The organism is Saccharopolyspora sp. NPDC002578 (genome assembly GCF_053592695.1).
On record NZ_JBSFWJ010000004.1, the window covers coordinates 1 to 24,554 of the forward strand.

Here is a 24,554-nt window from a genome sequence, read left to right on the forward strand (position 1 = left end):
CGGGAGGCGGTGGCGATGGATCCGCAGCAGCGGTTGTTGTTGGAGGTGTCGTGGGAGGTGTTCGAGCGGGCGGGTGTTGATCCGAGTTCGTTGCGCGGCAGGGACATCGGCGTGTTCGCGGGCGTGATGTACCAGGACTACCTGACGCGGGCGGGCACCGCGCCACCCGAGGTCGAGGGTTACCTGGGCACCGGGAGTTCGGGCAGCGTGGCGTCCGGTCGGGTGTCTTACACGTTGGGTTTGGAGGGTCCGGCGGTGACGGTGGATACGGCGTGTTCGTCGTCGTTGGTGGCGATTCATCTTGCTGCGCAGTCGATTCGGCAGGGCGAGTGTTCGATGGCGTTGGCCGGCGGTTCCACGGTGATGACGACGCCGGGCATGTTCATCGACTTCAGCCGCCAGCGCGGTTTGGCCGGTGATGCCCGGTGCAAGGCCTTCAGCGATGCCGCCGACGGCACCGGGTTCGGCGAGGGCGTCGGGTTGGTGTTGTTGGAGCGGCGTTCGGATGCTGAGCGTGCTGGGCATGAGGTGTTGGCGGTGTTGCGCGGGTCGGCGGTGAATCAGGATGGTGCGTCGAACGGTTTGACGGCGCCGAACGGTCCTTCGCAGCAGCGGGTGATTCGGGCGGCGTTGGAGCGGGCGGGACTGTCCGCTGTGGACGTGGACGCCGTCGAGGGGCACGGAACCGGGACGACGCTGGGTGATCCGATCGAGGCGCAGGCGTTGTTGGCGACTTACGGGCAGGGGCGCTCGGCGGATCGGCCGTTGTGGTTGGGGTCGGTGAAGTCGAACATCGGTCATACGCAGGGTGCTGCGGGTGTGGCGGGTGTGATCAAGATGGTTTTGGCGATGCGGCATGGGATTTTGCCGAAGACCCTGCACGTGGACGAGCCGTCTCGGGAGGTGGACTGGTCTTCGGGTGACGTGCGGTTGCTGACCGAGCAGCGGGCGTGGCCGGAAACGGATCATCCGCGCAGGGCGGCGGTGTCGTCGTTCGGGATCAGCGGCACCAACGCACACCTGATCCTGGAGCACGTTCCCGAAACCGCCGCCGACCGCGAACCCGCCACCTTCCCCGGCCCGGTTCCGCTGGTGCTGTCCGCGCGAGGCGCACTCGCGCTGCGGCACCAAGCGCGGCGGCTCGGTGCCAAGCTGGCCGAGGACGAACCGGACCTGGTCGACCTCGCCCACTCCCTCGCCACGGGTAGGGCCGCCCTCGAAGACCGGGCGGTCGTGCTGGCCGCTACCACGGAGGAAGCGGACGCCGCGCTGGCCGCGCTGAGCCGGGGCGAGCCCGCATCCGGACTCGTCGTGGGCCGGCGCGCCCCGGGACGCACCGCGTTCCTGTTCACCGGGCAGGGCGGCCAGCACGCCGAGATGGGGCGCGCTCTGCACTCGGCCTTCCCCGTGTTCGCCCATGCCTTCGACGCGGCCTGCGCCGAGCTGGACCGGCACCTCACCGGTCACGTCGAGCACCCGGTGCGGGAGGTGGTGTTCGCCCCGGCCGGAACGGAACGCGCGGACCGGCTGGACGAGACGGCGTACACCCAATCCGGCCTGTTCGCCCTGGAGGTCGCGCTGTTCCGGCTGCTGGAGAGCTGGGGCGTGCACCCCGACGCCGTGACCGGTCATTCGATCGGTGAGCTGAGCGCCGCGCACGTCGCGGGAGTGCTGTCGCTGCCAGACGCGGCCGAGCTGGTGGCGGCCCGCGCACGCCTGATGCAGGAGATGCCGCCCGGAGCCATGCTCGCGGTGTCCGCTGATGCGGAGCAGGTCGCCGAGCTGCTCGCCGATCAGCACCGGTTCGCCGGGATCGCCGCGGTGAACGGACCCCGGTCGGTGGTGATCTCCGGGGAGCAGCAGGCGATCGACGTGGTCGCCGAGCGCTGCGCCGCGAGCGGGCACCGGGCGCGTCGGCTGCGGGTGAACCGCGCGTTCCACTCGCCGACGACGGAATCCGTGCTGGCCGACTTCCGCGCCGTCGCGCAAGGGCTGTCCTACCGGGCGCCGTCGATCCCCTTGGTGTCGAACTTGACGGGTGCCCTCGTCGAGGACGAAGTGCGCTCGCCGGAGCACTGGGTGCGGCACGTGCGGGAGACCGTGCTGTTCGCGGACGGGGTCCGGGCGCTGCACGACCACGGCGTGCGCAACTTCGTCGAGGTCGGGCCGGGCGGCGCACTCGCCGCGATGACCTCCGAGTGCCTGGCCGATGGGTCCACTTCGGACTGCGTGGTGCCGTTGCTGCGCCGCGACCGCGCCGAAGCGGAAAGCCTGCTGGCCGCGATGGGCGAACTGCACGTCCGAGGGGTCTCGGTGACCTGGTCCGCTCTGTTCGAAGGTACCGGCGCGCGCCGGGTCGACCTGCCCACTTACGCCTTCCAACACCAGAACTACTGGCTCGAACCGGCAGCCGCGCTGGACGTCACGTCGGCGGGGCTGTGCGCGTCCGGTCATCCGCTGCTGGCGGCGATCGTCCTTCGGCCGGACTCGGCGGGATTGCTCGGCACCGCGCGGTTGCCCGCGGACCTCGACCTCGCCGGACCCGGCACGTCCGGCCGGGCCGTGCTGCCGAGCTCCGCGCTCGTGGAGCTCGCGATCCGGGCCGGTGATGAGCTGGGCTGCGGGCAGGTCAGGGAGCTGACCGAGCTCGTGCCGCTGGAATTGCCGGAACGAGGCGCGCTGGTGCTGCACGTGGAGGTGGGCGAGGCGAACGACGCGGCAGACCGCCCGATCAGCTTCCACACCCGGCCCGAAGCGCTCCCCGACGCCCAGTGGCAGTGCCATGCTCGTGGCGTGCTCGCGCCCGGCGACGGGTCGGGCGGTCGCGCTATCGACGCGTGGCCACCGGAAGGCGCCGTGGAGCTGGACCTGGCCGACGTGGCGCTGACAGGACTGCGGGCCGCGTGGGTCCGCGGCGCGGAGCGCTTCGCCGAGCTGGTGCTGCCCGACGACCAGCGCCCCGGGCCTGACGGGTTCGGCGTCCACCCCGCCCTGCTGGACGCCGCGGTGCGGCTGACCGAGGTGGACGCGGACGGCGCGGCGCGCGCACCGGTGACGTGGCGGGACGTCGCGCTGCACGCCACCGGCGCCACCGCGCTGCGCGTCCGGCTCGCACCGGAAGGGGAGACGACGGTGTCCGTGGCGTGCTCCGACGACGCCGGGAACCCGGTGGCGTCGGTGGGCGCGGTGGAATTCGCCGCCCGCGCCGAGTCATCCGGGGCGCCGGTGGACATGCTCTTCGAGACGCGGTGGACCGAGCTCTCCGCGCGCTCGGGACCGGACCTTGTGGAGATCGGTGAGGTAAGCGGCGACGCCGACGTGACCGCGTTGGAGAACTCCGGTCAACGTCCGCCCGCGGCGCTGCTGCTCGACATCGCGCCGCGGTCAGCGGAGCCCGGGGAGGCGAGGGCGCTCACCGGCCGGGTGCTGGAGGTCCTCCAGGCGTTCCTGACGTCGGCCGTACTCGAATCAGCCCGCCTGGTCGTGGTCACCCGGGGCGGGCTCGCTGATCCGGTCACCGGCGCGGTGCGCGGACTGGTCCGTTCGGCGCAGACCGAGCACCCGGGCCGGATCGTGCTGCTGGATCTGGACCCGCGGGACAGCGCGCGAACCCTGCTGCCGACGGCCCTCGCCGCCGGTGAGCCGGAGCTCTCGGTGCGCGACGGTGCGCCGACGGCACCCCGGCTCGCCCGGATTCCGCGGCCGCAACGAGGCGCACCGGACTGGAACCCCGACGGCACCGTGCTGATCACCGGCGGCACCGGGGCGCTCGGCGCGTTGCTGGCCCGCCACCTGGTGCGCGCACGCGGAGTGCGGCACCTGCTGCTGGTGAGCCGTCGCGGACCGGAGGCGGACGGTGTCCCGGAGCTGCGGGCCGAGCTGGCGGAGCTCGGCGTCGAGGTCTCCGTCGTGGCCTGCGACGCGGCCGAACGCGACGAACTGGAACGGCTGCTGGCGGCGATCCCGGCACGGCACCCGCTCACCGCGGTGGTGCACGCCGCCGGGGTGCTCGACGACGGCGTGATCTCGGGCCTGTCCCCGCGGGGCCTGGACGCGGTGTTGCGGCCGAAGGTCGACGCGGCACTGCACCTGCACGAGCTGACGCGGGACGCGGATCTCGCCGCGTTCGTGCTGTTCTCCTCCGCGGCGAGCACCGTGGGCAGCCCGGGGCAGGGAAGCTACGCCGCGGCGAACGGTTACCTGGACGGGTTGGCCGTGCTGCGGCGTGCCGAAGGCCTGCCCGCGAAGTCGCTGGCCTGGGGACCGTGGGCCGGTGGCATGGCCGAGCTCGGTGGGGCCGGTCGCGTGCGCGGTGGGATGCGGCCACTTCCGCCGGAACGGGCGCTCGCCCTGTTCGACACGGCGCTGGACGTGGACGGAGCCGTCGTGCTCCCGGCCGACGTCGACCTCTCCGACGCCCGCGACCCGGCCGGGGACGTGCCGCACCTGCTGCGCGGACTGGTGCGGCCCGGCAGGCGCGCCGCCGGCCGCTCGGCGGAGCCGGGTGAGCCCTTCGCCGCCCGGCTCGCGCAGCTGTCCGGAAGCGGCCGGGAGGAAGCGGTCCTCGACCTCGTGCTGACCACGTCCTCGGCCGTGCTGGGCCGCGACGCGAGCGATCCGCTGGCCCCGGACGACGTGTTCTGGGAGGTCGGTTTCGACTCGCTGACGGCGGTCGAGCTGCGCAACCGGCTCGCCGGGGCCAGCGGGGCGCGGTTGCACGCCGCGCTGGTCTTCGACCATCCGACCCCTGCGCTGCTGGCCGAGCACGTGGTGGCCGCGCTGCCGGTCGTGGAACCGGCGTCCCCGGAGTCCGTGCTGGTGGAGCTCGACAGGATCGCGGCGGTGATGTCCTCCACGACGCTCGACGACGCGGTCCGCGACCGCATCACCGCCCTGCTGCGCGATCTCGCCGGAGAGCCGGGGTGAGCCCCGGTCCGGGGCCGATTCGAGAGGAGGCCGCGATGTTCGACGTCGACACCTACCTGCGACGCCTGGGCACGTCCGGGCCGTTGGAGCCCACGGTGGAATCCCTGCGCGTGCTGCACAAGGCGCACTTGACCGCGATTCCCTATGACAACACCACATTTCCCGAGCACGGCGGACCGCTCCCGCGCAACCTCGCCGACGTCGGGATCGACCCGACCTTCGACAAGATCGTCGTGCGCGGGCTCGGCGGGATCTGCTTCGAGCTGAACCTGCTGCTGCAACGCCTGCTCGACGAGTCGGGGTTCGACACGATCTCGGTGTCCGCCGGGGTGCTCCAGGACGGCGGCCGGTTCAGCCCGGATCTGTCGCACCGGTTCGTGATCGTCCGGCTGGGGCAGGATCGCTGGCTGGCCGACGTCGGCTTCTCCGGACCGTCCTTCCTCGAACCGCTGCGCCTGGTGCCGGATGTGCAGGAGCAGTACGGCTGCGGCTTCCGGCTGATCGAACGCGGCGACCGCTACGTGCTCGAACGGCGCAGCCGAGGCGGCGACTGGCGACCGGTGTACCGGTTCACCCTGCGACCGCGCCGGACCGAGGACTGGGACGGTTTCACCGAGACGCTCCAGCGGTTCCTGGCGGAGTCCGCGCCCGCGGGGACGACGATGATGTGCCGCGCCACCGGCGACGGCCACCGGATGATCGTGGGCCGGCGCCACCTGGTCGTGGCGGACGGCCACGAGCGGTTGAGCGCGCTGGTCGATCCCGCCGAGTTCGACCGAGCGGTGGCCGAGATCCTCCGAGGCTGAGGACCGGCTCGTCGGCGACGGGTCGACGGCCCGCGGCCGCGCCGAACCGCTCCCCGGACACGGGACCGATGTCCGGGGAGCGGTTCAGGCGCTCGGTGGCCCGCGGCGTCGGGGGTCAGCCGCTGATGGGGGAGCGGTCCAGCTCGGGGTACACGGGGCAGCCGTACGCCCGCTCGAACGGGGCGAAGGTGTCCCAGTCGGGATTGGCGCGCAGCGCCGCGGCGATCGGGTTGTGCTCGCTCCAGAAGTCGCCGCCGAGCAGCCGGACCATGTACATCTCCAGGTCGTCCTTGCTCTTGCCGCCCGCGGCATCGGCCAGCGCGCCGAGCAGTTCGCTCTCGTAGAACGAGAAGATCAACCGGACGTAGGTGTCGTAGCCCGTTTTGAAGAAGTTGGAGTACCCGGTGAAAAGCCGGTCTTCGGCGGCGGGATCGTCCAGGGCCGCCGCGATGGTGTTCGCGGCCTCGGCGCCGGTGACCATCGCGACGAGCACACCACCGGAGAACATGGGATCTCCGAAGCAACCCGCGTCCCCCGCCATCACCCATCCCGGGCCGACGACGGTGTCGGTGTGGTAGCAGTAGTCCGTCTCGACCCGGAGCTCGGTGGACGGCCGCGTCCCGCTCAACCGCTGCACGATCCGGGGAACGCGGGAGGAGTGGTCCTCGAAGGCCCGTTCCGCGGGTTGCCTGCGGAAAACCTCGCGCGGCATGACGGTGCCGACGCTGATCGTGTCCGCCGACAGCGGGATCGCCCACACCCAGCCGTCGGCGTGGCTGCCGATCTGGATGTCGCCCGCGTAGCCGGGGTTGTGTCGTTCGTCGAGCCCGGTGTGATGCCGGTACACCGCCACCATGCGCAGCTTCTCGATCGTCTTGCGCAACCCGAACCGGTTCGCGATCCGGCCGCCGCGACCGCTGGCGTCGACGACGTACCGCGCGGTGAGCTCGTGCTCGCGGCCGTCGTGCTCGTAGCGCACCCCGGTCATCCGGTCACCGGTCAGCAGCAGCTCGGTGACCTGGGCCTGTTCGACGACCCGCACTCCGCAAGCGCGGGCTTGGTCCAGCATGACCCGGTCGAAGTGGGCGCGTTCGACCTGGAAGGTCTCGGTGTGCCGTCCCGGCCCCTGCTTGGCGAAGTCGGCGCGGAACACGCCGGAGGTGAAGAACTTCGTCCCGGTGGGGTCGATGAACTCGCCGCCGCGCTTGACGACGTAGCCCTGGGAGAGGACTTCGTCGAGCAGGCCCAGGCGGTCGAGCAGTCCGGCCATGTACGGCAGCATCGACTCCCCGATGTGGAACCTGGGGAACGCCAGCTTCTCCAGCAGCACCACCGAACGGCCGTGACGGGCGAGGGTCGCCGCGCAGACGGCGCCGGCCGGGCCGCCGCCGATCACCACGGCATCGGGCATGTCGTCGGTCATCGAGTCCTTCTTCCTTGCCGATGGCGGAAATCGGGACGGGGACGGTTCGCCCCGCGGTGGCGCGAACCCGGTTCTGCCGCCAGACGCTAGGTTCCGTCCGCTGCCGCGTACAGCACCGCGGTTCCCGCGCGGGACCACCCGCGGGTAATCGCCACCTGGTGCGCGTCGCGCGGTGCCGGAACCGCGATTGCCGCTGGGTGGCCGTCCGGTGGAGCGGCGGCGGTTGAGCGGTCGGTGGCGCCCTCCTAGCGTCGATCCGGGTAGGAGCACGGGTGGGGAGGTTCGGTGACGGGGCAGGATTTCGCTCGTGGACTGGTCGTGCTGGGGGCGGGCGTGATGGGGCTGGGAATCGCGACGCTCGCCCGCGGTCACGGGTTGGCGGTGGAACTGGTCGACGTGGACGGCGCCGCGCGGGACCGGGCCCGGGCCGCGGTGGACCGGCAGTTGCGGCTGGCTCGACTGATGGGGGTGTTGCCCCCTGATCGCGCGACGGGGGAGCTGACGGTCGGCTCGCTTCCGGCGGCGCTCGCGGACGCGCCGGCGGTCGTCGAGGCGGTCTCGGAGGAAGCCGGTCTCAAAGCCCGGGTGCTGGCCGAGGTTTCCGCGCACGTGCGGCCCGGAACCCCGTTGGTGTCCAACACCTCGTCGATCCCGATCGACGAACTGGCCGGATCGGTGGTGCGTCCGGGAGACCTCGTCGGCGTGCACTTCATGAACCCGCCCTACCTCATCGGCACGGTGGAGCTGGTCCGCGCTTCGCGGACCACAGGCACGGCGGTGGAGCGGGTCGCGGCGCTGCTGGACCTGCTGGGGCGGCGACCGGTGGTGGTGCGGGACGCGCCGGGGTTCGTGACCAGTCGAATCCTGCACCCGATGATCAACAACGCGGTGCGGGTGGTGGCGGCGGGTACTGCCGACGCCGAATCCGTCGACGCGCTGATGCAGGACTGCTTGGGGCACCGCACCGGCCCGCTGCGCACCGCCGACCTGATCGGGCTCGACAACCTCGCCGACTCGCTCCAGGTGCTGTGGGAGCGCACCGGTGACGAGGCGTGCCGGCCGTGCGAGCTGCTGCTGGCGAAGGTGCGTGCCGGGGACTTGGGGCGCAAGACCGGACGCGGATTCTACGACTACGAGGAGGGCCTCGCGTGAGCGTTCCGACTGACCGGACCACCGACGGCGAACCGGCGGACCACGTCGAGCGCGAGCTGCTCGACTTCCTCGCCGCCAAGACCCGGACGAACTGGGAACCGGACCGCGACCTGTTCGCGGCGGGCGGGTTGTCCTCGCTGTTCGTGATGGAACTGGTGGTGCACCTGGAGAAGTCCTTCAGCGTGGAGATCGTCGGCCCGGACCTGCGGTTGGACAACTTCCGCTCGGTCCGCGCGATGGCCGGGCTGGTGCGCCGCCTGCAGGTCGCGCAGCGGGACTGATCGAGTCGTCGCCGGGCCGTGTGCGTCCCACCGGCCCCCGGCCGGCGGAACGACTTCGGCCCCGTTGCACGGGACCCGCCACCGGAGACGTTGCGGTGCGCGGGTCCTCGGTGCGTTCGCAGCGGTACCGATTACGGTCCCGTGCGAAGTCCTCGCGGTACTCCGGGACTGCTCGACGTCACCGGACGACCCGGGACGACCGGCTCCTCACTCCGCTTCCTCGGCGTGGGCGATCCGGCACCGGTCCGATTCCAGCGATATGGCGGCGCGGATCGCGAGCGTCGCCGCCCTCGTCGCGTGCAGCGCCTTCCGGTACTCGTCCGCTACGAGCGCGGCCGCGTCCGGCCGCCTGGTCATCGCGTCGCAGACGGAGTCGGCCGCTTCCAGGCATGCCACGCACGCTTCGACGATCGGGTCCGTTCGTCCCAGCACCGCCGTGAGCTGCTCGGCGAGCCCGCGGATCCGGTCGCGCACTTCTTCCGGGGGCATGGGTTCCATCACGCGCGGGCCGGGACCAGGTCGATGAAGCGCTGCTGCCACAGGCCGTGCAGTTCGTCGTGCTGGTGCGGGGCGATCCCGAGCTCGGTGAGCGCGCGTGCGCCGTCCGCTCCGCGGAGCACCCGGTGCAGGTCGGCGGAGATCTCGGTGGCGGACCCGGTCGCGTGGTCCTGGTGGATGCGGTGCGCGGTGGTGGTGCCGCCGCCCGGTGCGGCCGTGGTCGTCCGGGTGAGGTGGGTCGTCGGCCGGAGCCGGACGGTGAGCCGGTCGAGGTTGGCGTGCCAGTCGGGGTGCCGCCGGACCAGGTGGTCGCCGATCACGAGGTGGTCGAGCTCGGTGGTGAGGAAGCAGGCGACAGCATCGTCCACCGTGGTCACGATGGGTTCCGCGTGGTTGTTGAACGAGGTGTTGAGCAGCACCGGCGTGCCGGTGATCTCGCCGAACTCCTCGACGAGCCGGTGGAAGCGCGGTTGGGCGACGGGGTCGGTGATCTGCACCCGGGCCGTGCCGTCGACGTGGGTGACCGCACCGAGCTGCGCCCGCCGGTCCGGCAGGACGTGCACCACGTAGGACATGAAGCCGTAGTGGGCGGTGGTGGCGGGGAGGTCGAAGTAGTCGCGGGCGGCCGCGGGAGTGACGGCGGGCGCGAACGGGCGGAAGCTCTCGCGCTTCTTGACCATCGCGTTGATGCGGGTCTGGTTCACCTTCGGCCGGGCGTCGGCGATGATGCTGCGGTTGCCGAGCGCGCGGGGGCCGAATTCGGCGGCGCCTTGGACCCAGCCGATCACCGCCGACCCGGCGAGCAATCGCGCCGTGGTCTCGACGATGTCGGCGCGGTGCTCGAATTCGATGACCGAGCCCCAATCGGCCAGGCGGCTCGCGATGTCCTCGGTGCCGCCGATCGCGGGACCGAGTCCGGCATCGCGCAGCGGGGGCAAGGAGCCGATCGCGCCGCCGCCGCGGTGCTCTACGGCGAGAGCCGCCCCGTCCGCGGCCCCGGCATCGTGCGAGGCCGGGTGCACGAACACCTCGTCGAACAGTCCCGAGCGCAGGATCGCCCCGTTGAGGGTGCAGTTGTGCGCCACTCCGCCGCCGAAGCACAGCCGCCGCGAACCGGTGGCGCGGGCCCAGTGGCCGAGCACGTGCAGGGAGATCCGCTCCAGCGCTTCTTGCGCCGCCGCCGCGATGTCCTTGTGCTCCTGGGTGAACGCTTCCCCGCGCCGCCTCGGCACCAGGCCTCGGGCGAACAGCGCCGGGCCGACGGAGTCCAGTCCGGCGTTGTCGCCGCCGATCTCGTAGTCGCCGTCGGGGCGCACCACGCAGAGCTCGTCGAACAGGTCCCGGAACCGGGCCGGGTCTCCGTACGGGGCCAGTCCCATCACCTTGTACTCGTCGCCGAACCCGTAACCCAGCAGCTGGGTGACGTTCAGGTAGAACCGGCCGAGCGATCGGGGGATCGAGTACGACCCCAGCAGCTCCAGCCGTCCGCCGTCACCCCGGTAGATCGAGCCGGAACCGGCGTCACCGGCCGCGTCGAGCACGACGACCAGCGCGTCCGCCATGCCGGACCGGGCGAAGCTGGACAGCGCGTGGGCGAGGTGGTGCGGGGCGTAGTGCAGGCCGTCGGCGGGAAGGTCCCAGCCGAGTTCGGTCTTGAGGTGCTCGGTGATGAGCTCCCGCGAATACCTGGCCGGAACGTCGCGGTGCTGCGCGTAGAGGTGGTTCAACGTGAGGTCGATGGTGTTCTCGGGGAAGTAGTAGCCCACCGCGTCGATCTCGTCCGGGGTGACGTTCGCTCGCGCCAGGCAGGCGCGGATGGCGTTGATCGGGAATTTGGTGGTCTTCTTGATGCGGTTGAGGCGTTCCTCCTCCACCGCCGCGACCAGTTCCCCGTCGCGGACCAGGCATGCCGTGGCGTCGTGGAAGAAGTACTCCTGCATGCCGGGTACCAGGTCCGAGTAGGCCCCGGAGAAGTTCCCGCTCAACCCCAACACCAGCATGTGTTCACCCAGCCGATCGTGTGGACGGTGACTGCCGTCGCCAGCGTAGGCAGAGCCGATCAGGGGAGAGGAGCGCCGGGTTTCCACTCGTCACCCACTCCGGGACACATCACCACCTGCGCCGAGGGAGGTTCTGCGGGCTGCGGGGAGCGGTGGCTCATGGAGCGGATCAGCCGCCGCAGGCCCAGTGGGATTGCTCGCTGCCGGGCCGGTTTCTCCGCCGGACACGGCGAAATCGCCGTCCTCACGGGGAAGCCGCGGTGTCGTCGGGCGGATCACTGCTCGTCGATCCGCCGCCGACACGACGCGGAGCAGCGGATCGTCGTGCGCGGGCGCCTAGGCGGAACTTCGTTCCCCCAGAACGGTTTCGCCGTGGTGGTGGGCGGCGTCGGCGTCGATCCGACCCGCCGCGCGCCGTTCCTTCTCGGTGAGCACGGCCTGCGGGACGGTGGCGTGGGCGACCGCGCGGACGAGGGAGTGCCGGAACTCGTAGGTCCGGGCTTCCGACGCGCGACCTCCGGCGCGGAGGTAACCCAGGTGCGTCAGGTGCTCCAGCGCGTCCGCGACTTCGTCGAGGGGCAGTCCACCGATCGCGTGCACTCCCGGTGCGCCGATCCCGGAGCCGAGCACGGCGGCGTCGACCAGCACTGCTTTGACCTCCGTGGGGAGGCGGTCGAAACGCGCGGTCAGGACGCGGCGAACCGCGGTGGGCACCGGGAACCCGCGGGGGTCCCGGGTGGTGCGGAGTTCGGCGATCTCGGGGAGCCGGGCCGGCTGCTCGGCCAGCGTTCGGGCGTATTCGACGACGAACAGCGGGTTGCCGCCGATGTGCGGGATCACCGACCGGGCGATTCCGGCCGTGGCCTCGTTCCCGCTGGACGACACGAACAACCGGGCCGCCTGGTCCTCGTCCAGCGGGTCCAGCGTGATCGTGCCTGCTCCTGACTTCCCGCCTCCCCAGGAGGGCCGGCGGTCGAGCAGCTCGGTGCGGGCGGTCACGACGACCAGCAGCGAGAGCCTGCCCGAGTCGGCGGTGATGTCGTCGATGAAGTCGAGCAGGAGGTTCGACGCGCGGTGGAGGTCTTCCACGATCAGAACCACCGGGCGGTCGGTGCAGATCCGCTCGAGGAATCGCCGCCACGCGCGGGTGGATTCGCGTGGTTCGCTGCTCGGACCTCCGGTGCTCAGCAGTGCGCGGAGCGCGGTCGGCGACGAATTCGGGGCGCTCCGGGAGACGCTCGGGGCGGGCTCCGCGTCGATCATCTCGGGTTCGGCGTGGGGTGCCGGATCCGAACGATCGGTGCCCGGGCGGGCCGACAACGCCTCGGCGAGCGCCGATAGTCCATCGTGGACGGATTCCGGAGAGGCCACGCAGGTGATCACCGGTACGGGCGGGCAGTGGTCGGTCGCCGCACGGTGGAATTCGTCGACCAGGCGGCTCTTGCCGACACCGGCCTCGCCGAACACCGTCACCAAGTGCGGGCGGGACCGCCGCCGCACCCGGTCGAGCGCGTCGAACAGCACGTCCACTTCGCGTTCCCGGTCGACCAGCGGCACGACCGGGCCGGGTGGCTCGTGCGTGGCCGGTGCCGCGGTGGCCAGCGAGCCGAGGATCGGGTCGTGCGGTCCGTGGTAGGTGATGGTGGGCTCGCTCGCCAGCCTGGTCTCCGAGCACACCCGCACCTGGTTCGGCGGCACCGTGGTGAGCAGGTGCAGGCACCGGTCCAGCACTCCTCCCGTCGCCACCGGAGGATGTTCGGCACCGGCCGGGTTCGGGCGGACCAGCGCCTCGCCGCTGGCCACCGCCACGGCGCTGGTCCGCTTCGCGGTGTCCGGTCCGGCGAGGCCGCGGGACCGGAGTCGTTCCCGGATCGCCAGCGCCGCCCGCACGGCGCGCACGGCGTCGTCCTCCCTGCTGTGCGCCGGGCCGAACAGCACGAGCCACTGCGGACCGATGGTGCCGCCGAGGACGCCGCCGAAGCTTTCGGCCTCTTCCCGGACGGCCGTCGCGACCCGCCGCAGGGCGTCGTCGACTTCGTCCGGCCGCGTCGCGTCGGTGCCGTGGTGGATCTTGCTCCACACGAGCAGCGCGCTGATCTGCTTGAGCTCGGCGGTCTCCTCGGTCGTCGTCGACCGGGAGCGCGCCGCCGGAACGACTTCGACGGGGGACCGCTGCGGCCGGTGAGCCCTCTCGGCGGGCACCGGCGGGTCGGGTTGCCGGTTCGGTTCGACGAACAGGTCCTGGTGCAGGATCGCCCGTTCCAGCTCCTGCAGTTCCGGCCCGGGGTCGAGCCCCAGGTCGTCGATCAGTTCGGCACGAGTCCGGCGGTACACGCCGAGCGCGTCCGCCTGCCTTCCGGACCGGTACAACGCGCGCATCAGCTGGCCGCAGAGCCGTTCGCGCAGCGGCGCCAAATCGAACCAGGTCTCCAGTTCGTGGAGGACCGCGTCGTGGCGGCCGCAGGCGAACTCGGCTTCGACGTAGTCCTCGAACGCGGCGAGGCGGGCGTTGTCGACGGCCGCGAGTTCGGACCAGTCGACGCCGGACTCGACGAGGTCGGCGAGCACCGGCCCGCGCCAGAGGTCGAGAGCCGCCCGCAGCGTGCTCGCCCCTTCTTGCCACGCTCCCGCGGTGCAGTAGGCGCGGCCGTCGTCGACCAGATCGCGGAACCGGTTGAGGTCGACCGCTTCGGCGGGTGCCTTGAGCAGGTATCCGGGAGCGTGGGTCAGCAGCACGGCGAAATCGTCGGCACGGTCGTCCGGGGTGAGGAGACCGCGCAAGGCGGACACGGCGTTCTGGATCATCTTCCGGCCCGTGTTCGGAACGTCGTTCGGCCAGAGCGCATTCAGCAGTCTGCTGGTCGCGACCACGCTGTTGGCGTGGAGCAGGAGGTAGCCGAGGGTGGCGCGCTGCTTGTTCCCGTGCACCGCCACCGGCTCGCCGTTGTCGACTACTTCGAGTGGTCCCAATAAGTGAAATCGCATGATTGACCGCGACGCCTTCGGATTCGGATTCCGGATGATTTCCGCAGCTCGGCTGCCGACTGTTCCTGGTGCGCAGGCCGGTGGTCGGGCGGAACACCTGAAGTGTGCAGTGCGGAACAGGTGAACGGATGGTCGCCCGCGGACAAATCGGGCCAAGGGTGCCGTTCGGCGATGCGGTACGGGCGGACCGTGTCGCGAGCACAATCCGATGAAAGCAATTCGGGATGAGCGGAGAACGATCGGCGAGAATGAGCTGTCGAAATAATTCTCATTGCGAGCGAATCTAGCCAGGCGCAACTGTTTCGGTCAAGAGGTCGAGTTGAGGTTCACCAGGTTGGCCGCGTGCTGAAAAATTGCCGAAATGTGGCACTGTTTCAAAGGAGTGCGAGTTTCAATTGCTCGCGCGGTGTTCCGGAAGAGCGGTCTTCGCCGCTCGCGCGACCGTTCAGAGCTTTCGCGCCAGTGTGATTCCATCGGCCATCACGAGAACGGCTCGCTCGACCCGTTCGTCGTTCGCCATCGCGGTGTTGAGCCGGCGAATCGCGGCGGTGTCGTAGTCCTGCGCCGCGAGGTCGACCACCCTGCCGAGGAAGAGCGTGTTGTCGATGATGATCAGGCCACCCGGTCGGGTCAGCGCCACGGCCTGGTCGTAGTAGTGCGGATAGCCGACCTTGTCGGCGTCGATGAACACCAGGTCGAAGCTCCCGTCGGCGGACTCCTCGGCGCGCAGTCCGGCGATGATCTCCGTCGCGGCGCCGATCCGGACGTCGATGCGCTCGGCCACTCCCGCGCGCCGCCAGTGCGGTTCCCCGATCGCGGGCCACTTCGGGAAGACGTCACACGTGATCACTCGCCCGTCCTGCGGTAGCGCCCGCGCCATGCACAGCGTGCTGTACCCGGTGAAGGTGCCGATCTCCAGCACCCGGCGCGCGCCGATCAGCGCGACGAACATCCCGAGCAGCCGCCCTTCCTCCGGCGGCACCTGCATGGCCCGCCCGCCGGGCAACCGCATCGTTTCCAGCCGGAGCTCGCGCAGGACCTCGTCCTCCGGCGATGACGCCCAACGCGCGTAATCCAGCAGTTCGGTGGTGATGCCGAGCTGCTCAGCCACGGTCGTCACCCCCCAGCGCGATCGAGGCGATCTCGATGATCGGGGAGATCGGCCCGCGGGCCGGGAGCAGGTGCAGCCGCTGCGGCCGGTCGGGCCCGGCCGGCTCCTCGCACGCGGCCGCGCAGGGGCACGGCCGGTCGGTGAACCCGGCGAAGCGGTACGCGATCTCCATCATGCGGTTGCGGCCGGTCGGCCGAAAGTCGGCGATCACGTGCACCCCGGCGCGGGCGGCCCGGTCCGCGAGCCAGGACAGCAGCGTGCTGCCCACCCCGAGCGACACCACGCGGCACGACGTCGCCAGCAACTTGAGGTGCCACACCGCGTGGTGCCGTTCGACCAGCACGATGCCGATCGCGCCGTGCGGGCCGAACCGGTCGGACAGGCCGACCGTCAGCACGTCGTGGTGCTCGTCGGCGAGCAGGTCGCGCAAGGCCGGTTCGGCGTAGTGCACGCCGGTCGCGTTCATCTGGGTCGTGCGCACGGTGAGTTCGGCGACCCTGGCCAAGTCGTCCTCGTCGGCCCGGTCGATCGTCATCTCCAGCGACAGCGAACGCAGGAAGTCCTCGTCGGGGCCGGGGAAATCTGCCCGTTCGGCATCGCGCCGGAACCCGGCCTGGTACAGCAGCCTCCGGCGGCGGGAGTCCGCGGTGTGCGTGGTCGGCCGGAACTCGGGGAGGTCCGCCAACGTCGCCACCTGCTCGGCCGGGTAGCAGCGGACGTCAGGCAGGTGGAAGGTGACCTCGGCGCGTTCCGCGGGCTGGTCGTCGATGAAAGCGATGGTGCCGTGCGCGAAGTTCAGCCGCTCGGCGATCCGCCGCACCGCACCGGATTTCGCGCCCCAGCCGATCTGCGGCAGCACGAAGAGCTCGGCGAGGTCGAGCTCTTCCAGGCGGGCGAAGGCGGGGCCGTGGTCGTTCTTGCTGGCGACGGACTGGAGGATGCCCCTGGCGTCCAGCGCGGCGATGGTCTCGCGCACCCCGGCGGCCGGCTCGACGTGGTCGCCTTCGCTCAAGGTGCCGTTCCACAGCGTGTTGTCGAGATCCCACACGAGGCATTTGACGGTGGTGGCGTTCCCGGTCATCGTCGTCCTCCGATCAGTGCCCGGCCAGCACGTGGTCGGCCAGCATGAGCTGGCACAGTTCGGTGGTCCCCTCGATGATCTCCATGAGCTTCGCGTCCCGGTACGCCCGCGCGACGGGGTGCCCGTCGCGCGCCCCCGCCGACGCGAGCAGTTGCACCGCTGCCGAGGCCCCGGCGGCCGCGTTGACCGCGCTCACCTTCTTGGCCAGCACAGTTGCCATGACCGCGTCCGGCGAGCCCTCGTCCCACCGGTCCGCGGCGTGCTCGCACATCCGGGTGGCGACCTGCTCGGCCGTCACGAGCTCCGCCAAGTGCCGCGACACGAGCTGGTGCTCGGCCAGCGGTGCGCCGAACTGGGTGCGCGAGCGGACGTGTTCGGTCGCCGCGGTGAGGCATCCGCGCAGGATGCCGACGCAGCCCCAGGCCACCGACGACCGGCCGTAGGCGAGCGCGGAGGTGACCAGCAGCGGCAGCGACAATCCCGGGCCGCCCAGCAGGTTCCCGGCGGGTACTCGAACCGAGTCGAGCTCCACCTCCGCGTGCCCGGCCGCGCGGCAGCCGAGCGGGTCCTCGATCCGCCGCACCCGCAGTCCCGGGGCGTCAGCGGGCACGACGACGGCGGCGGCGCCCTGCTGGTACCGGGCGAACACGACGATCAGATCCGCGTAGCAGGCCGCGGTCACCCAGACCTTGCGGCCGTCGAGGACCACGTCGTCGCCCGCGTCGCGAACTCGGGTCGTGATCGCGGAAAGATCGCTGCCCGCCTGCGGTTCGCTGAACGCGACGGCGGCCAGCCGGTCACCGGTGAGCAGCGGGAGGAAGCGCTGCCGCTGCTCGGCACGCCCCAGCTTGCGCACCGTCCAAGCCGCCATGCCCTGCGAAGTCATCACGCTGCGCACCGAACCGCACAGCGCACCGACGTGGGCGGTCAGCTCGCCGTTGTCCCGCCAGGACAAGCCCAGCCCGCCGTGCTCCGGGGAGACTTGCGCGCACAGCAGGCCGGCCAGCTCGCGCAGCGGTTCGCGGGGCAGCAGGCCGGTCCGGTCCCATCGCTCGGCGTGGTCCGCCACGAACTCGCTCGCGAGCGCTTTCGCGTTCGCCAGCGGGTCATCCGGCATGGTCGTCCCGCAACGCGCGTCGTGGGCCGGGCAACGTGGGCTGCTCACCAGTCATGGGGCAACGGTAGGGACGTGCTCGGCTCGACGGGCAGGTCGGACGTTCCACCGCGCGCCTACCGCCGGGCAATCGGAGCGGGTTACTCCTCGACGGACCTGGACTGGAACGAGCACGTTGAGCGCGGATCGGTGGGTTCCTACTGTCCGGTGGAGGTGCTGCCGGAGAGGGGAGATCGCGTGGTGGACGACGCCGACACGACCGAGCAACACGGCGACCCGACCGTGCTGGTCGTGGGCGCAGGCCCGACCGGGCTCGCGCTGGCCTGCGGGCTGCGTCGCAGGGGCATCTCGGTGCGGGTGGTCGACAAGGCGAACGGGCCGGTCACAACCTCGCGAGCGCTGGGAGTGCAGCCGCGGGGAGTCGAAGTGCTGATGCGGCTCGGCGCGCTGTCGGACCTGCCGGACCAGGTCCTCCCGCTGCGCGAGGTCCGCATGTACGCGGGGGGCGAGCTGACTTCGAGCATGCCGATGGACCGGATGGGTACGGCATCCGGTCGGTCCCCGCTGCTGGTGTCCCAGGTGGAGGTCGAGCGAGCGTTGCGCGAACGAGCGGCGGACCTGGGCGTGCGCCCCGAGTGGGGCTGCGAGCTGGCGGACTTCGACGCCGACGACACCGGGGTCACCGCCACCGTGCGCGACGACCGGGGCGCGCGGACCGTGCGGACCGGCTGGCTGGTCGGTGCCGACGGCGCGCACAGCGCCGTGCGCAAGCTGGCAGGCATCGGATTCCCCGGTGTCCGGGTGGCCGAGCACTTCCTCATCGCCGACGTCCGCGCCTCCTGGCCGCTCGACCGGCAGGTGATGTGCAGCTGGTCCCGTGGCGGGGACATGGTCAGCGTGTGCCCGCTGCCCGGCGCCGACCGGTGGCGGCTGATGGGCCCAGCCCCGGAGGGGACCGCCGGTGAACTCGACGACGACGGCATCCTCGCACTGGTCGAGCAGCAGCTCACCCGGTGCACACCGCATCCGCGGGAAGGCATCGACCGCGTCGACTGGTTGTCCTCGTTCCGGATCCACCGCAGGCTGGTCGACACCTACCGCCAGGGCCGGGTGCTGCTCGCAGGCGATGCGGTCGCCATCCACCACCCCTTCGGCGGGCAGGGCATGAACACCGGCCTGGGCGATGCGGAGAACCTGGCCTGGAAGCTCGCGCTGGTGGCGGAGAACCGCGCCGGGGACGCATTGCTGGACAGCTACGAGGCGGAGCGGCGTCGCGTCGTCAGCGGCGTGCTCAAGAGCACGCGATTCGCGACCTGGCTGGTCAACGGTGAGGGCCGGGTGGTCACCTTCGTGCGAGAGCGCGTGGTGATGCCCCTGATGAACACTGCACGGGTGCAGAACTTCCTGTGGCGCAACGCTTCCCAGCTCGGGGTGCACTACCGGGGCGGACCGCTCGCCGCCCGTTGGCGGGGTCGCGGCTCCGGGCCGCGGCCCGGGGAACGGGTCGCGGATGTCGTCTGCTCGCAAGAGGACGGGAGCCTGGTCCGGTTGCACGAGGCGCTCCAGGGGCGGTGGGCGTTGCTGTCCGGCCCGGGTGAGGACGCGAGCCTCGCGGTCGCGGCGGATCTGCTGGGCGACGGCGGCGTCGTGCGGTTGACCCCCCGCGAGGGCCGATTCACCGGGATCTGGCTCGTCCGCCCCGATGCGCACCTGGCCTGGCGTGGTGCGGCCGCCCCCGTCGAGATGTCCCGCTGGCTGGCCGAATCCCTCGACCGGTCCGGCCTGCGCACGTCCGCTGAGATGAAGGAGGCCGCTGACGATGCGGTACATGTTGCTCATCCACACCAGGGCTAGCCGCTGGAAGACCCTGACCCAGCAGGAGAAGGAGCGGTTCTTGGCCGAGTACGTCGCGTTCACCGAGAAGATCGTGGCCTCCGGGGAGCACTGCCACGGCGCACCGCTGGCCGACCGGACGCAGTCCCGGGCCGTGCGGGTCCGGGACGGCCGCGCCGAGATCACCGCTGGACCGCTGACGGATTCCGACGAGTACCTGGCCGGCTACCACGTGGTCGAGTGCAGCGGACCGGAGCGGGCGTTGGAGATCGCGGCGGAGATCCCGGATGCCGCGCTGAACGTGGTCGAAGTGCGGCCGATGGCCGCGATGGGCGGGTTGGAATCATGACGAGGGACTCGAGCGGACCGGATCGGGCGGCGGCCACCATCAGCGATTGCTATCCGACGGTCGACTGCGCGGGGGTGGAGGTGCGGTACGCGCAGCACCTCGACGGCGGCGGCAACGACTTCGGGCGCGCGTACGTTCCCTTCGTCGAAGCGACCTTCGGCAGGGTCGGGTCCGTCCTGGAGTGGTGCTCCGGGCCGGGGTTCATCGGCTTCTCCTTGCTCGGCAACGGGTTGTGCGATCAACTCGGCCTCACCGACGTCAACGCGGAGGCGGTGTCGGCTTGCCGGGCGACCGTGCGCGGCAACGGGTTGGACGATCGGGTCTCGCTCTTCCACGGGGACTGCCTCGACGGCATGCCCGAGGACCGGCGCTGGGATTTGATCGTCGGCAACCCGCCGCACATGGACGTCCGCACGGCACCGGCCGACGACGTCGCCGTGTTCCGGCGCTTGAAACCGGAGTTGGTCTACGCGGACCACGACTGGGAGGTTCACCGCCGGTTCTACCGCCGGGTGGGGGAGTTGCTCGCGCCCGGCGGCAGCGTCGTGCTGCAGGAGTGCTCGGCCGCGTCGTCGGCGGAGACCTTCCGCGACATGATCACCGATGGTGGGCTCGAAGTGGCCGAGGTGATCCCGTGCGATCCGCCCCACGACCTCTTCTACTTCCTGTGGGTGCGGAAACCCGCCGGCTGAGGGGTGGGGTAGCTCCAGCGGTCCTCGCCGCGGGATCGCTCTCCGACGTGTTCGGCCGGTCGACGCCCTCGCGAGGGAGCCGCTGGGAACCCTCCGGAGGTTCGGCCGCACCTGTGATCGTCGCCCAGCGGACTCGGCACCGGCAGGACGGCGATCGGACGACGGTTCCGCGAAGCGCGAAGAAGAACACGGAAGGTGGGAACATGCCGGATCGACGCGTCGGCGAGCTGGCCGATTTCCGGATCTCGGAGGACCTGGAGGTGCGGGCGTCGAAGACCGACTACCCGGCGTCCGTCTGGCAGGAGGTCATCGACAACTGGGCGTATGCGCAGGGGATCGCCGGTTTGGCCGCGGGCAGTGTGATCGTGGACGTCGGTGCCCACGTGGGACTGGCGTCGATCCACTTCGGCCGGAGCGTCCCGGACGCCCGGGTGTTCGCCTTCGAACCGGCCGCCACGTCCTACCACTGCCTCGCCGAGAACCTGGGCAGGCACGTCCCGGGCGCCGTCGCCGCGAACCTGGCCCTCGGTTCGTCGCGCGGTGAGGCCGACCTGACCTACTACGGCAACCGGTCGACGATGTCGTCGGTGCACGCCGACGACGTGGAGGACCGGCACAACGTGCGGGTCCTGTTCGAGCAGATCGACCTCTCCGAGCAGACGCGGGCCGAGTACTGGGACAAGTTCGACCGCGACGTGCGGGTGGAGCGGGTGGCGATGACCACCCTGTCCGAGGCGCTGGGCGACGCCTCGATCGACGAGATCGGTTTCCTGAAGATCGACGTCGAACGGGCGGAACTGGAGGTGCTCCACGGCATCGCCGACGAGCACTGGGCCGGCTTGCGGAGGCTGGCGATCGAAGTGCACGACCGGGACGGGCGGCTGGTGGAGATCGGTGAACTGCTGACCCGGCGCGGTTTCAACGTGCGGAGCTTCCGCGAGAAGTACTTCTCCGGCACCGACATCCACTTCGTCTACGCCGCGAAGCCGTGATCGCGAGTCCATCCCGCGGCGGGCTTACCGGCTTGCTCTGATCGAATCGTGCCGCTGGCGCGCCTACCGCCTCGTCGGTGAGAAGGTCGCCGGGCGACGCCCTTCGCCGGAGCGCGCGGTCCTCAGCGGTTTCCTCGGGGCAACGGCGAGGAAACCGCTGAGCTCCCGTGTCACACCCCCGCGCCGATCGATCCTGCGGACGCGACGATCGACTCCAGCCGGGGAACGATCTCGTCCACGCAGGGCAAGGCCAGCAGCTCGCGCTGGGCGTGCCGTACCCGAGCCGTGTACGAGGAGTCGGAGAGCACCGCCCGGCAGGCCGTCAGCAGTTCGGCGGACCGGCGGTCGGCGACGCGTTCGCCGAGCCCGAGCGATTCGACCCGGCGCGCGTTGTCGTGCTGATCGCCGAACAAGGGCATGACCACCATCGGTACGCCGGCGCGCATCGCTTCCCGGATGCCGTTGTAGCCGCCGTGGGTGACGAACAGCTGCGCGCACGGCAGCAGCAGCTGTTGCGGCGCTCGATCCACCACGTGCACGTGGTCGGCCCGTTCGACGTCGTCGACCGGCAGACCGCCGGTGGCGACGACGGCCTGGCAGTCCAATTCGGACAGTGCGCTGATCATCGCGCGGAGCGCGGGAAGGGGATCGGCGGGGCGGATCATGCCGCTCGCATCCCGGCGCTCGATCCAGCCCGCCAGCGCGAGGCCGATCGACGCGTAGACCAGTGGCACGGCGGGATCCAGGTCGCCCACCCAGGCGGGCAGCGATGCGCCCGGACGTACCGACTCCGGCTGCTGGTAGGACGTCGCGGACGGGAGCCCGTGCATGGCGAGGGAGTACCGGGCGGGTACGGAGTCGATCCGCCCGTGGCGGTAGAGGGCGAGCGGATCATCGGGTATCGGCAGTCCCAACGCTCGTCGCCGTTCGTTCAGCTCCACGGCGACGGCCGCGGGGTCCAGCACGTTCGAAGCGCCGGACGGCACCGGGACGTGCGGGGTGCCGAGGTGTTCCCCGAGCAGGCAGGCGGTGAATTCCATCCCGTCCCGCAGCAGCAGGTCCGGCGCGAATTCGGCGGCCACCGAACGCAGTCCGCGATAGGACCGCTCGATCAGGGGCGCACCTGCGAGGATCGTGATCTGCTGTTCGGGGGTGGGGTCGACCGTGTCGCCGAGCCCTTCCTCGTGCAGCAGGTTCGTCCACAACCCGCGCTGGTCCGGCAACGCCGCGGTGGCAGCGATTCCGGAGCCGGTGAACTCGTCGACCAGTCCGGGCACCGTCGCCACGAGGACGGTATGACCGGCCCGCTGGAGCGCGTCGACCAGCGGAAGCATCTCGTGCGCGTGCGAGGTCGACCCCGTCACGCTGGCAAGAACTCGCATCGTCGGTGTCCTTCCGGAACGCGGGAGCTCGGAGTTCCGCTCGCGATCGGCCGGGTCGGTCGAGCAGGTCGCGGGCAGGAGGCGATGGTCTCGTCACTCGCGTTCCCGACGACGGGTGCGCGGCCGCGGTCAGGGGTGTGCAGGGGGTCGATAGGGGGTCGGTCGTGGTCGGGTGAGGAGGACCGTGGTCGGTATGAGGGAGCGCTGAGGGGGCGTTTCAGCATGACCTTCGCAGCTGGTCGCTCAGCGGAACGCCGGCGGCTTCCTCGCTGCCCGTTGCCGGTGTGATCGCGATTTCCGAGTCGTGTCCGATACGCGGCGAAATCGCTGTTCTCGCGAGGAAACCGCGGAGAACCCGCCGGTGGTCGGCTCGCGCTGGTCGGTCACTGCTCAGCGGCTCCGTCACCGACAAGAACGGGAAAACGACCGAAAAATCGTTCTGAAAGGCCTCCTAAGATCGCAGTGCCTTCCCCGCGGCCGACGGCCGTCCGACCTCGAACGGGTCGGCCCGTACCTCGTGCTGCTCGGCGGTAGTGGACTTCCCGCGGAGAGGACTTCCGATGCCTCAAGTCGCCGCAGCGTCGGCCGATTCGACGTTGATGTTCACCATCGCGCTGGTGCTGCTGGTGAGCGCGGCGGTGGTGCTCATCTCGGGCAGGCTGGGGCAGCCGCCGGTCGTCGGGGAGATCCTCGCGGGCATCATGCTCGGACCGAGCGTGCTGGGACTGTTCCCAGGAGAACCGGATCAGCGCTTGTTCCCGCCCGAGGTCGTCTCGCAGCTGCACGCGCTGTCGCAGGTCGGGCTGGTCTTGTTCATGTTCCTCGCGGGGTGGGAGCTCAGGCCGGGCTTGTTGCGGGGCAGGCTGAGGTCCCTCGCGCTCACCGCGAGCGGATCTGTGATCGTCCCGTTCTGCCTGGGCGCGGTGCTGGCTCAGGCGCTCTACGGCGGGCACGCGGTGGTGGACGGACGTCCGGTCGATCGGCTGGCGTTCGTCCTGTACCTGGGCACCGCGCTGTCGATCACCGCGTTTCCGGTGCTGGCCCGGATGCTGGCGGAGAAGGGCCTGCAAGGGGGAAAGCTCGGCACGATGGCCCTGTCGTGCGCCGCGGTCGGTGATGTCGTCGCGTGGTGCCTGCTGGCGGTCGTGATGATCCGGGTCGAGTCGGCGGGCAACGGTCGGCTGCTGCTCATCCTCGGCGGCACCGCGGTGTTCGTCGGGTGCGGCTACTTCGTGGTGCGCCCGCTGCTGGCGGTCCTGGTCCGGCGCGGTGCGGAACCGGGCGCAGCGGTGCCGCTGTTCGTCGTGGTGAGCGCGGGAGCCCTGCTCTTCGCGTCGGCGACCTCGCTGATCGGTGTGCACGCGATCTTCGGGGCCTTCGCGTTCGGGTTGATCATGCCTGCGCCATCGAGTCGCACGCACCGGAGCGTCGCGGTCCCGTTCGGGCACATCAGTCGACTGCTGCTGCCGATCTTCTTCGTGGTCTCGGGCCTGGCGGCTGACGTGACGTCCCTCGGGGCGAGCGGCGTGCTGGTCGTCGGCGCCGTCTTCGTGCTCGCCTGCGCCGGGAAGTTCATCGGTGCGGCGGTTCCGGCCAGGATCACCGGAATGTCGTGGCGGGACAGCACCGGGTTGGGGGTGCTCATGAACACGAGGGGCCTGACCGAGCTGGTGGTCTTGCAGATCGGCAGGCAATCGGGCCTCATCGATGACGGGCTCTACACCGCGCTCGTGCTGATGGCCGTGGTGACGACGGCGATGGCCGTTCCGCTGCTCCGGCTGCTCGGTTTCGTCCGTTCCGACGCGAGCCGCCCGTTCCTCCCGGACGGCGCAACCGGGTTCGGCGCGGACGCGGAGCCGGGATCGGTTCCCGGCCGGACCGGCACCTGACGGTCGGCGCGGCCGTCCGGTCCGACGACGGCAAGCCCGC

Annotated in this window: 17 protein-coding genes; 9 read left to right on the forward strand and 8 right to left on the reverse strand. The window is 71.1% G+C overall.

The genetic code is table 11. The features are described from left to right. On the forward strand, positions 1–4,926 hold a 4,926-nt coding region (locus ACWD38_RS03425; protein WP_450123255.1), incomplete at its 5' end, for a type I polyketide synthase. 35 nt (positions 4,927–4,961) lie between these two features. Then, on the forward strand, positions 4,962–5,732 hold the full coding sequence (locus ACWD38_RS03430; protein WP_450123256.1) for an arylamine N-acetyltransferase family protein: 771 nt from the start codon (positions 4,962–4,964) through the stop codon (positions 5,730–5,732). Positions 5,733–5,847: 115 nt separating this feature from the next. On the opposite strand, the gene ACWD38_RS03435 is transcribed toward ACWD38_RS03430, so the two are convergent. After that, on the reverse strand, positions 5,848–7,155 hold the full coding sequence (locus ACWD38_RS03435) for an NAD(P)/FAD-dependent oxidoreductase (RefSeq protein WP_450123257.1): 1,308 nt from the start codon (positions 7,153–7,155) through the stop codon (positions 5,848–5,850). A gap of 285 nt (positions 7,156–7,440) precedes the next feature. On the opposite strand from ACWD38_RS03435, the gene ACWD38_RS03440 reads away from it, so the two are divergent. Then, the gene (locus ACWD38_RS03440; RefSeq protein WP_450123258.1) at positions 7,441–8,307 is read left to right on the forward strand and encodes a 3-hydroxyacyl-CoA dehydrogenase family protein; all 867 of its coding nucleotides are present in this window, start codon (positions 7,441–7,443) and stop codon (positions 8,305–8,307) included. Next, the gene (locus ACWD38_RS03445) at positions 8,304–8,588 is read left to right on the forward strand and encodes an acyl carrier protein (RefSeq protein WP_450123259.1); all 285 of its coding nucleotides are present in this window, start codon (positions 8,304–8,306) and stop codon (positions 8,586–8,588) included. The genes ACWD38_RS03440 and ACWD38_RS03445 overlap by 4 nt, the downstream gene beginning before the upstream one ends. Before the next feature lie 207 nt (positions 8,589–8,795). On the opposite strand, the gene ACWD38_RS03450 is transcribed toward ACWD38_RS03445, so the two are convergent. From ACWD38_RS03450 to ACWD38_RS03475, 6 genes are all read right to left on the reverse strand, one after another. Then, positions 8,796–9,077, reverse strand: coding sequence for a hypothetical protein (locus ACWD38_RS03450; RefSeq protein WP_450123260.1), 282 nt, complete (start codon positions 9,075–9,077; stop codon positions 8,796–8,798). Positions 9,078–9,085: 8 nt separating this feature from the next. Then, entirely contained in the window at positions 9,086–11,086 is a 2,001-nt protein-coding gene (locus ACWD38_RS03455) for a carbamoyltransferase family protein (protein ID WP_450123261.1), read from the reverse strand. A gap of 336 nt (positions 11,087–11,422) precedes the next feature. After that, positions 11,423–14,056: a BTAD domain-containing putative transcriptional regulator gene (locus tag ACWD38_RS03460; protein WP_450123262.1), complete on the reverse strand. Its 2,634-nt coding sequence runs from the start codon at positions 14,054–14,056 to the stop codon at positions 11,423–11,425. A 460-nt stretch (positions 14,057–14,516) separates the two neighbouring features. Continuing rightward, on the reverse strand, positions 14,517–15,182 hold the full coding sequence (locus ACWD38_RS03465) for an O-methyltransferase (RefSeq protein ID WP_450123263.1): 666 nt from the start codon (positions 15,180–15,182) through the stop codon (positions 14,517–14,519). Further along, positions 15,175–16,263, reverse strand: coding sequence for an HAD-IIIC family phosphatase (locus ACWD38_RS03470; RefSeq protein WP_450123264.1), 1,089 nt, complete (start codon positions 16,261–16,263; stop codon positions 15,175–15,177). Before ACWD38_RS03470 ends, ACWD38_RS03465 begins: the two co-directional genes overlap by 8 nt. Positions 16,264–16,276: 13 nt before the next feature. Further along, positions 16,277–17,380 carry an acyl-CoA dehydrogenase family protein gene (locus ACWD38_RS03475; protein WP_450123316.1) on the reverse strand — a complete coding sequence of 368 codons (1,104 nt, stop codon included), beginning with the start codon at positions 17,378–17,380 and terminating at the stop codon, positions 16,277–16,279. A 234-nt stretch (positions 17,381–17,614) separates the two neighbouring features. On the opposite strand from ACWD38_RS03475, the gene ACWD38_RS03480 reads away from it, so the two are divergent. From ACWD38_RS03480 to ACWD38_RS03495, 4 genes are all read left to right on the forward strand, one after another. Beyond that, on the forward strand, positions 17,615–19,231 hold the full coding sequence (locus tag ACWD38_RS03480) for an FAD-dependent monooxygenase (protein ID WP_450123265.1): 1,617 nt from the start codon (positions 17,615–17,617) through the stop codon (positions 19,229–19,231). Continuing rightward, positions 19,197–19,559, forward strand: a complete 363-nt coding sequence (locus tag ACWD38_RS03485) for a YciI family protein (RefSeq protein WP_450123266.1) — start codon at positions 19,197–19,199, stop codon at positions 19,557–19,559. The genes ACWD38_RS03480 and ACWD38_RS03485 overlap by 35 nt, the downstream gene beginning before the upstream one ends. Next, on the forward strand, positions 19,556–20,251 hold the full coding sequence (locus tag ACWD38_RS03490; RefSeq protein ID WP_450123267.1) for a methyltransferase: 696 nt from the start codon (positions 19,556–19,558) through the stop codon (positions 20,249–20,251). Before ACWD38_RS03485 ends, ACWD38_RS03490 begins: the two co-directional genes overlap by 4 nt. Positions 20,252–20,454: 203 nt before the next feature. Beyond that, complete coding sequence (locus tag ACWD38_RS03495) at positions 20,455–21,243, forward strand: FkbM family methyltransferase (RefSeq protein WP_450123268.1); 789 nt, start codon at positions 20,455–20,457, stop codon at positions 21,241–21,243. A gap of 170 nt (positions 21,244–21,413) precedes the next feature. Here the strand turns inward: ACWD38_RS03495 and ACWD38_RS03500 are convergent, their stop codons facing one another. Further along, positions 21,414–22,625 (reverse strand): glycosyltransferase, encoded by a 1,212-nt coding sequence (locus ACWD38_RS03500; protein ID WP_450123269.1) that lies wholly within the window; start codon positions 22,623–22,625, stop codon positions 21,414–21,416. A 560-nt stretch (positions 22,626–23,185) separates the two neighbouring features. Between ACWD38_RS03500 and ACWD38_RS03505 the strand changes: the two genes are divergently transcribed. After that, positions 23,186–24,514 carry a cation:proton antiporter domain-containing protein gene (locus tag ACWD38_RS03505; protein WP_450123270.1) on the forward strand — a complete coding sequence of 443 codons (1,329 nt, stop codon included), beginning with the start codon at positions 23,186–23,188 and terminating at the stop codon, positions 24,512–24,514. Positions 24,515–24,554: the final 40 nt, after the last annotated feature.